The 6697-nt window shown below is 38.4% G+C and carries 6 protein-coding genes; 5 read left to right on the top strand and 1 reads right to left on the bottom strand.

Going from position 1 to position 6697, the window contains the following annotated elements:
• Positions 1-129: 129 nt before the first annotated feature.
• Positions 130-1491, bottom strand: coding sequence for a TrkH family potassium uptake protein (locus GZA11_RS07100; RefSeq protein WP_163183300.1), 1362 nt, complete (start codon positions 1489-1491; stop codon positions 130-132).
• Between the two features lie 179 nt (positions 1492-1670).
• On the opposite strand from GZA11_RS07100, the gene GZA11_RS07095 reads away from it, so the two are divergent.
• From GZA11_RS07095 to ablB, 5 genes are all read left to right on the top strand, one after another.
• Entirely contained in the window at positions 1671-3032 is a 1362-nt protein-coding gene (locus tag GZA11_RS07095) for an aspartate aminotransferase family protein (RefSeq protein ID WP_163183299.1), read from the top strand.
• Entirely contained in the window at positions 3029-3721 is a 693-nt protein-coding gene (locus GZA11_RS07090) for a CoA transferase subunit A (protein WP_038535680.1), read from the top strand. Before GZA11_RS07095 ends, GZA11_RS07090 begins: the two co-directional genes overlap by 4 nt.
• The gene (locus GZA11_RS07085; RefSeq protein ID WP_038535677.1) at positions 3706-4371 is read left to right on the top strand and encodes a 3-oxoacid CoA-transferase subunit B; all 666 of its coding nucleotides are present in this window, start codon (positions 3706-3708) and stop codon (positions 4369-4371) included. Before GZA11_RS07090 ends, GZA11_RS07085 begins: the two co-directional genes overlap by 16 nt.
• Before the next feature lie 32 nt (positions 4372-4403).
• Entirely contained in the window at positions 4404-5672 is a 1269-nt protein-coding gene (locus tag GZA11_RS07080; RefSeq protein WP_163183298.1) for a peptidase, read from the top strand.
• Between the two features lie 116 nt (positions 5673-5788).
• On the top strand, positions 5789-6643 hold the full coding sequence (gene ablB / locus GZA11_RS07075) for a putative beta-lysine N-acetyltransferase (protein ID WP_163183297.1): 855 nt from the start codon (positions 5789-5791) through the stop codon (positions 6641-6643).
• Positions 6644-6697 lie beyond the last annotated feature (54 nt).

The raw sequence follows: 6697 nt of genomic DNA, 5'->3' as shown, positions 1-6697 counted from the left end.
TCGAGGGTTAAGAAGTCTATTCGAAAGATATCAAGAGCTACGTCAAACTTAATTGAACCGCCGTATACCGAACGGTACGTACGGTGGTGTGAGAGGTCGGGGGTTAGTCACCCCCTCCTACTCGATTTCTTATCCAATAATGACTTTTTCCTTTGGGTAATGAAAGGTTTCTTTTCTTCCTTTCCCTCTTAGCATTAAGAGACAGGTAACTATTCCAACTCGACCAATAAACATTAAAATAATAATTAAAATTTTTCCAAAAGTTGTTAGTTCTGGGGTTAATCCCAAAGACAATCCATTCGTACCAAATGCCGAATTGACTTCAAAAATAATTTCTAATATCGTCCCTTTTTCTGTGACGGACAAAATGATAATCGATACTAAACATAAAATGGAACCGGTCATTATTACAACAAAAGACTTCAAGACATCCTCTGCTTTTAGTTCCCTCTTGAATACTTTTATTGTCCCTTTCCCCTGAGCATAAAAGATGATTGCCAAGACAACGATCGCAAATGTTGTCGTGCGGATACCACCACTAGCACTACTTGGAGAACCCCCTATGAACATTAAAATTGAAATAAAGAGTTGGTTACTTGGTGTGAATTCATTCAGATCGGTCGTTGTTAGGCCGGCACTTTTTGTTGTCACTGAATGGAAAAAGGAATAAAAAAACGCTTCATGCCAATTTTTATTGGCAAAAAAATGATTCATGTCTAAAAGATAAATGAATAAACCTCCAAATACCGTGAGTATGACAAAGGTTAGTGTTGTTAATTTGGTAAACAGGCTAAAATGAAATTTTTTCTTGTTTTTTAAAGTGATTAAGAATTCATAAACCTCAATAATGACTGGGAAACCAATGGCACCAATGATAACTAGGAAAATAACTATGATTTGAACATAGTAATCATTTTTGAAAGGAATTAATGACTCACCTGTAATATCAAAACCTGCATTTGTTGTTGCACTAATAGAAGCGAAAAAACCGTGCTTCATCGCTGTTAAGGCATTATCGTAATAATTTAAAAAATGAACCCCTAAAATGATTCCCCCTATGAATTCAATTGTAACAATGATAATAAAGATTCGCTTGGCTAGCTGAACTAGCCCAGATAAATTGGATTGATTATGGTCAATCATAATCAGTTGTCTTTCTTTTAAGCCAACTTTTTTCCCTAGCACTACCCAAAGAAATGTACTTAAGGACATAACTCCAAGGCCGCCTAATTGAAGTATGAGACACAATAAGAAGATTCCAAAATTACTAAAAGTATCTTTCACAGAAATGACATTCAGACCTGTTACACTTATCGCGCTTGCTGCTGTAAACATGGCATCAATAAAGCTTAAATGTACATTTGGGCGATGGGCAAAGGGTATCATTAATAAAAGTGTAGAAATGATTAATGCTGATAAATAAAAGATCACAATTAATTGGAACGTGGAAATTTCCCTTGATTTTGATTGAATTTGTTTGATTGTACTCATCTATTTCATTCCTTCTTTATTCTCTTTGATATTCTATAATAACCCAAATAAAAAGTAAAAGATTGGATTGATAGAAGAAAGAAACTAAAAAATCCATCATACAATTTCAATAAGGGACCATCTTGTTGGTGTACTATCTATTGTACCTTTGTATTTTTATAAAGGATGTGGTATTCGAAGTGACACGTTCCAATTTAATCAAACCAATACTTGACCAGGTGTACCCTGTGATTGACTATGGAAAAGGGGTCTATTTATTTGATAAAGAAGGGAAGAAATACTTGGATGGTGCTTCTGGTGCAGTAACAGCCAATATTGGGCACGGGGTCCCGGAAATTATTGAGGCAATGAATGAACAGGCAAAAAAAATTTCCTTTGTGTATCGTTCTCAGTTTACCAGTGAAGCAGCTGAGCAGTTAGCTGAGAAAATAGCTGCCCTGTTACCTGGACAGCTTAATTGGTGTTTTTTTGTAAATAGTGGTTCCGAAGCGACTGAGACGGCTATGAAAATGGCTATTCAGTATTGGCAGGAAAAAGGAATCCACACAAAAAAGAAAGTGTTATCCCGATGGGTCAGTTATCATGGAATTACAATGGGAGCGCTTTCGATGTCAGGGCACTCGAGTAGAAGAGCAAGGTTTGTTCCTCTTCTTGAGGATTTTCCTGTTATTCATCCTCCATATTGTTATCGTTGCCCTTATAATCTTAAAGCACCATCTTGCAGTTTCCTATGCGCAAAGGAGCTTGAAACGGTTATTCAGCGAATTGGTCCAGAACACATCGCGGCTTTTATCGCTGAACCGATTATTGGAGCAGCTGGAGGAGCAATTTCTCCACCTGAAGGCTATTTTCAAATTATCCGACAAATATGTGATAAATATGAAATACTCTTTATTGCCGATGAAGTCATGACAGGGTCAGGACGAACAGGACGAATGCTTACTTGTGAACATTGGGGAGTAATACCTGACATTGTTACTTTAGGAAAAGGATTGGGGGCAGGATATGCTCCGATTGCGGTTGCTGTTGCCTCGGAAAAGGTAATGGAGCCAATACTCAATGGTTCGAAATCGATTATGAGTGGACATACTCTTAGTGCAAATCCACAGTCTTGTGCCATCTCACTAGCTGTACTTGAATATCTTGAAAAAAATAAGATTATGAGACAAGTAGAAGAGAAGGGAAATTATTTAAAACAACAATTAGAAGAAATGAAAGATTCATTTTCGTTTATTGGTGATGTTCGAGGCAAGGGGTTATTGTTAGGAATTGAATTTGTGGAAGATCAGCATACAAAAAAACCTTTTCCTCGAGAAGCATTTGTTACTCAAAAAATGGTGGAACTGGCTAAGGAAATTGGGCTCATCGTATATCCATCTGGTTCAGGTATTGATGGGGTAAATGGTGACTCAATTATTATTTCACCACCATTAACCATTAATGAGCAGGAATTAATGGAGTTGATCCAATTAATAAAAGATACATTTTCAGCCTTTTCGAAGTCTATGAACCAATCAGGAAAGGCTGGTGACTATGAATGAATAACAAATTTGGCAAAATCACAACATTGGAGAAGGTAATGGAATACTTCCATGATGGCATGACCATCATGTTCGGAGGGTTTGGAGGAGTTGGCTCCCCCCCTACACTCATTGAAGGAATCCTAAAAAAAGGAATTCGGAAATTGACACTCATTGGGAATGACACTGGTTTCCCACATATTGGGATAGGAAAATTGGTTAGCCAAGAACGAGCAGCAAAGGTAATTGCTTCACATATTGGTTCAAATCCGTTTGCGGGTAAGTTTATGCAAGAAGGAAAGCTGGAGGTAGAGTTTTCACCCCAGGGGATATTGATGGAGAGGATCCGGGCTGGTGGGGTTGGAATTCCAGCAATACTTTCAGATATTGGGGTAGATAATGAAATCGTTGCGAAAAACAAACCGGTATATACATTAAATGGAAAGAAATATTTGGTGGAATCGGCCCTGACTGCAGAAGTTTCGATTGTATATGCAAAAAAGGCGGATGAATATGGAAACTTAATTTATGATAAAAGTGCTCGAAATACAAACCCTCTTGTAGCAATGGCAGGAGATATTACCATTGCAGAAGTTGGGGAAATTGTTCCACTTGGAAGATTGAATCCAGAAGAAATTGTTACCCCAGGGGTTTTCGTTGATCACGTAATACTGTCAAAGGGGGTAGACTGGAAATGGGCATGGGAGTAGAAATTCGAAACAAACTCGCACGTAGGGCTGCAGAAGAAATAAGGAATGGCATGGTTGTTAATCTTGGAATTGGTATTCCATCACTTGTCCCCAATTATCTTTCTGATGATATTAATGTCATGTTCCATGCAGAGAACGGTATCACAGGTATGGGACCAAGCCCGCAAAAAGGGGAAGAAGATGAAAATCTTTGTAATGCCGGGGGATTCCCTGTCACATTAAAACCAGGAGGATCCTATTGTGATAGTTCCATAGCTTTTGGAATGATCCGTAGGGGACGGGTGGATATGACGATTTTAGGTTCCCTTCAAGTAAGTGAAAAAGGAGACCTTGCCAACTGGATCGTACCCGGAAAAAGGGTTCCAGGAATGGGTGGTGCAATGGAGCTGGCACAAAAAGCAAAGAAAGTGATTGTCCTCATGAATCATTGCGATAAACAGGGGAACCCAAAGATTGTTAAACAATGTACGTTTCCGTTAACATCATCAGCTTGTGTGGACATGATTGTAACGGAACTTGCTGTTTTTCAAGTTACGGAACAGAACTTGGTTATGACAGAAATATTTCCCCCTTACAATATTGAAATCGTAGTTAAAAACACGGGGTGTGATTTTAAAATAAGCGATAATTTGAGGTACATCTCATATTAATCGATGCATTTATCCAAAAGGAGTGATGCAACGTGAAAAATCATGAAATAAGAATTAGAAAGTGGTTAAAAGAGAATAGGATAAAATGTGCAAGGCTGCTACAAAGATTGGTTCAAGAAAACAGTACGCGTGGAAATGAAAGTAGTGCTCAAGCTGTAATAATAGAAAAGTGCCGTCAATTAGGGATGAAACTGGATATTTGGGAAATTGGTGGAGATGAGTTGAGAAATCACCCTGCTTTTTGCTGTGACCGGAAAGATTTTGAAGGTAATCCCAATCTAGTTGCGGTACTTAAAGGGACCGGGGGAGGTAAGTCGATGATCCTCAATGGTCATATTGATGTAGTACCGGTAGGGGATAGGAATAGATGGGAACACGATCCATTTAGTGGACATATTGAATCCGGAAGACTCTACGGCAGAGGTGCGACAGATATGAAGGGTGGTACGGTTGCGCTCCTTATGGCTATTGAGTCCATTATTGAAACTGGGACAAAATTAAAGGGGGATGTCATATTTCAAAGCGTAATTGAAGAAGAAAGTGGAGGAGCCGGTACATTGGCTGCAGTACTTAGAGGTTATCGAGCTGATGGAGCAATCATCCCAGAACCAACAAATATGAAAATTTTCCCAAAACAACAAGGCTCTATGTGGTTTAGAATTACTGTAAGAGGTAAGGCAGCTCATGGAGGAACAAGGTACGAAGGAGTCAATGCCATCGAAAAATTAGTAAATGTTATACAGAGATTACAACAGTTAGAGAAAGATAGAAATGCCAAAATAACAGATTCCCTATATGAAAATGTCCCTATTCCTATTCCGATTAATATTGGAAAAATTACGAGTGGAGAGTGGCCTTCCTCAGTACCTGATACCGCAGTGATTGAAGGGAGAATGGGGGTTGCACCGCAGGAAACCATTCAAGAGGCTCAACGTCAAATGCACGCATGTCTGGAAGAATTGAATGAACAAGATGAGTGGTTTAAACAACACCCGATAAAAATTGAATGGTTTGGCGCCATGTGGCTACCGGGCAATTTAGAAAGTGATCACCCTTTAATTGAAGAACTTTCCAGAAGCTTTAAAACAGTGAAAGGAAATGAACCTATTATTGAAGCGAGTCCATGGGGAACAGATGGGGGGATTCTTTCTAATATTGGTGGGACGCCAGTCGTTGTGTTTGGACCAGGAATTACGGAATTAGCCCACGATGCGAATGAACATATTATTTTAGAAGAAATGTTTGCTGCCAGTGAAATCATTGCATTAACACTATTAAAGTGGTGCGGGGTTAACGAATAGTCCTTTTCATGATAGACTAAGAGGTAAATTGGAAATAAATTGATGTCCGGCTGTTTGATGGCCGGACATTATACTAATTGGGTTCAAAGGATGTTTCAACAAAGAAGGGGGAAAGTATGAATCAATTAGCTGATACATTAAGAATTAAAGAAGATAATTATTATTTGGAGGTTTATATTGATCCATTTAATAAAAGAATTCGAGTTGATGATTACCGAGGGAATCTCAAACAAATTCTTTACAAAGCAGAGGATCTTGTCAAACAATACCAAGCGGAAAAATTGATCATTAAAGGAAGAAAAGAAGATACTATTGGGCTTTTTGAATGGGGGCTTCAGCCGGAGGCAATGGTTGACCATTATTTTCTCGGATCTGATGCCTATTTTTATTCGAAATTTTATACGGCAGATCGCAAGAAAAATGATCATTGGATTACGGAAGACGGAATTATAAAGAGCATCTATCAGTTAAATAAAACAGAAACAAAGACGTTACCACCTAAAGAATACGAATTAATTAGATTGGATGAATCTCATGCCCCAATGCTTTCTGGCCTTTATCGCCAGGTATTTCAAATTTATCCGACTCCATTGAATGATCCGGATTATATTATTAAGACGATGCAGGATGGGACAATCTATTATGCCTATTTTCATCAAGGGGAAATTGTAAGCGCTGCTTCGGCAGAAATCAATGATTTTTACAAAAATGCGGAATTGACAGACTGTGCGACACTACCAGAGCATAGAAAATACGGCCTTATGAAAATGATTCTACAAGAACTTGAAGTTGAGTTGAAGAGAAGAGGGGTATTCTGTGTCTATTCTATTGCTAGATCACTTTCCTTTGGAATGAATGCTGTTCTTTATCAGCTTGGCTATGCGTATCGGGGCAGATTGATGAATAATGTCTATATTTATGACAAGCTTGAAAACATGAATATGTGGGTGAAAAATTTATCAAGTTGCTAAAAAGTTGGCAGTTAATGCCAATTTTTTGGCGCTATTGAATAAAAGGCAAGGGCA

The sequence above is a fragment of the Neobacillus sedimentimangrovi genome (genome assembly GCF_010614825.1).
In the GTDB taxonomy this organism is placed as follows: Bacteria; Bacillota; Bacilli; order Bacillales; family Cytobacillaceae; genus Neobacillus; species Neobacillus thermocopriae.
Note: the sequence above shows the minus strand (reverse complement) of the source record. Positions and strands in the feature narration are given on the sequence as shown.

Coding starts and splice junctions, on each gene's coding strand:
- GZA11_RS07085 (WP_038535677.1), top strand. CDS start 3,706: ATGGGCATGGGAGTAGAAATTCGAAACAAACTCGCACGTAGGGCTGCA.
- ablB (WP_163183297.1), top strand. CDS start 5,789: ATGAATCAATTAGCTGATACATTAAGAATTAAAGAAGATAATTATTAT.
- GZA11_RS07090 (WP_038535680.1), top strand. CDS start 3,029: ATGAATAACAAATTTGGCAAAATCACAACATTGGAGAAGGTAATGGAA.
- GZA11_RS07100 (WP_163183300.1), bottom strand. CDS start 1,491: ATGAGTACAATCAAACAAATTCAATCAAAATCAAGGGAAATTTCCACG.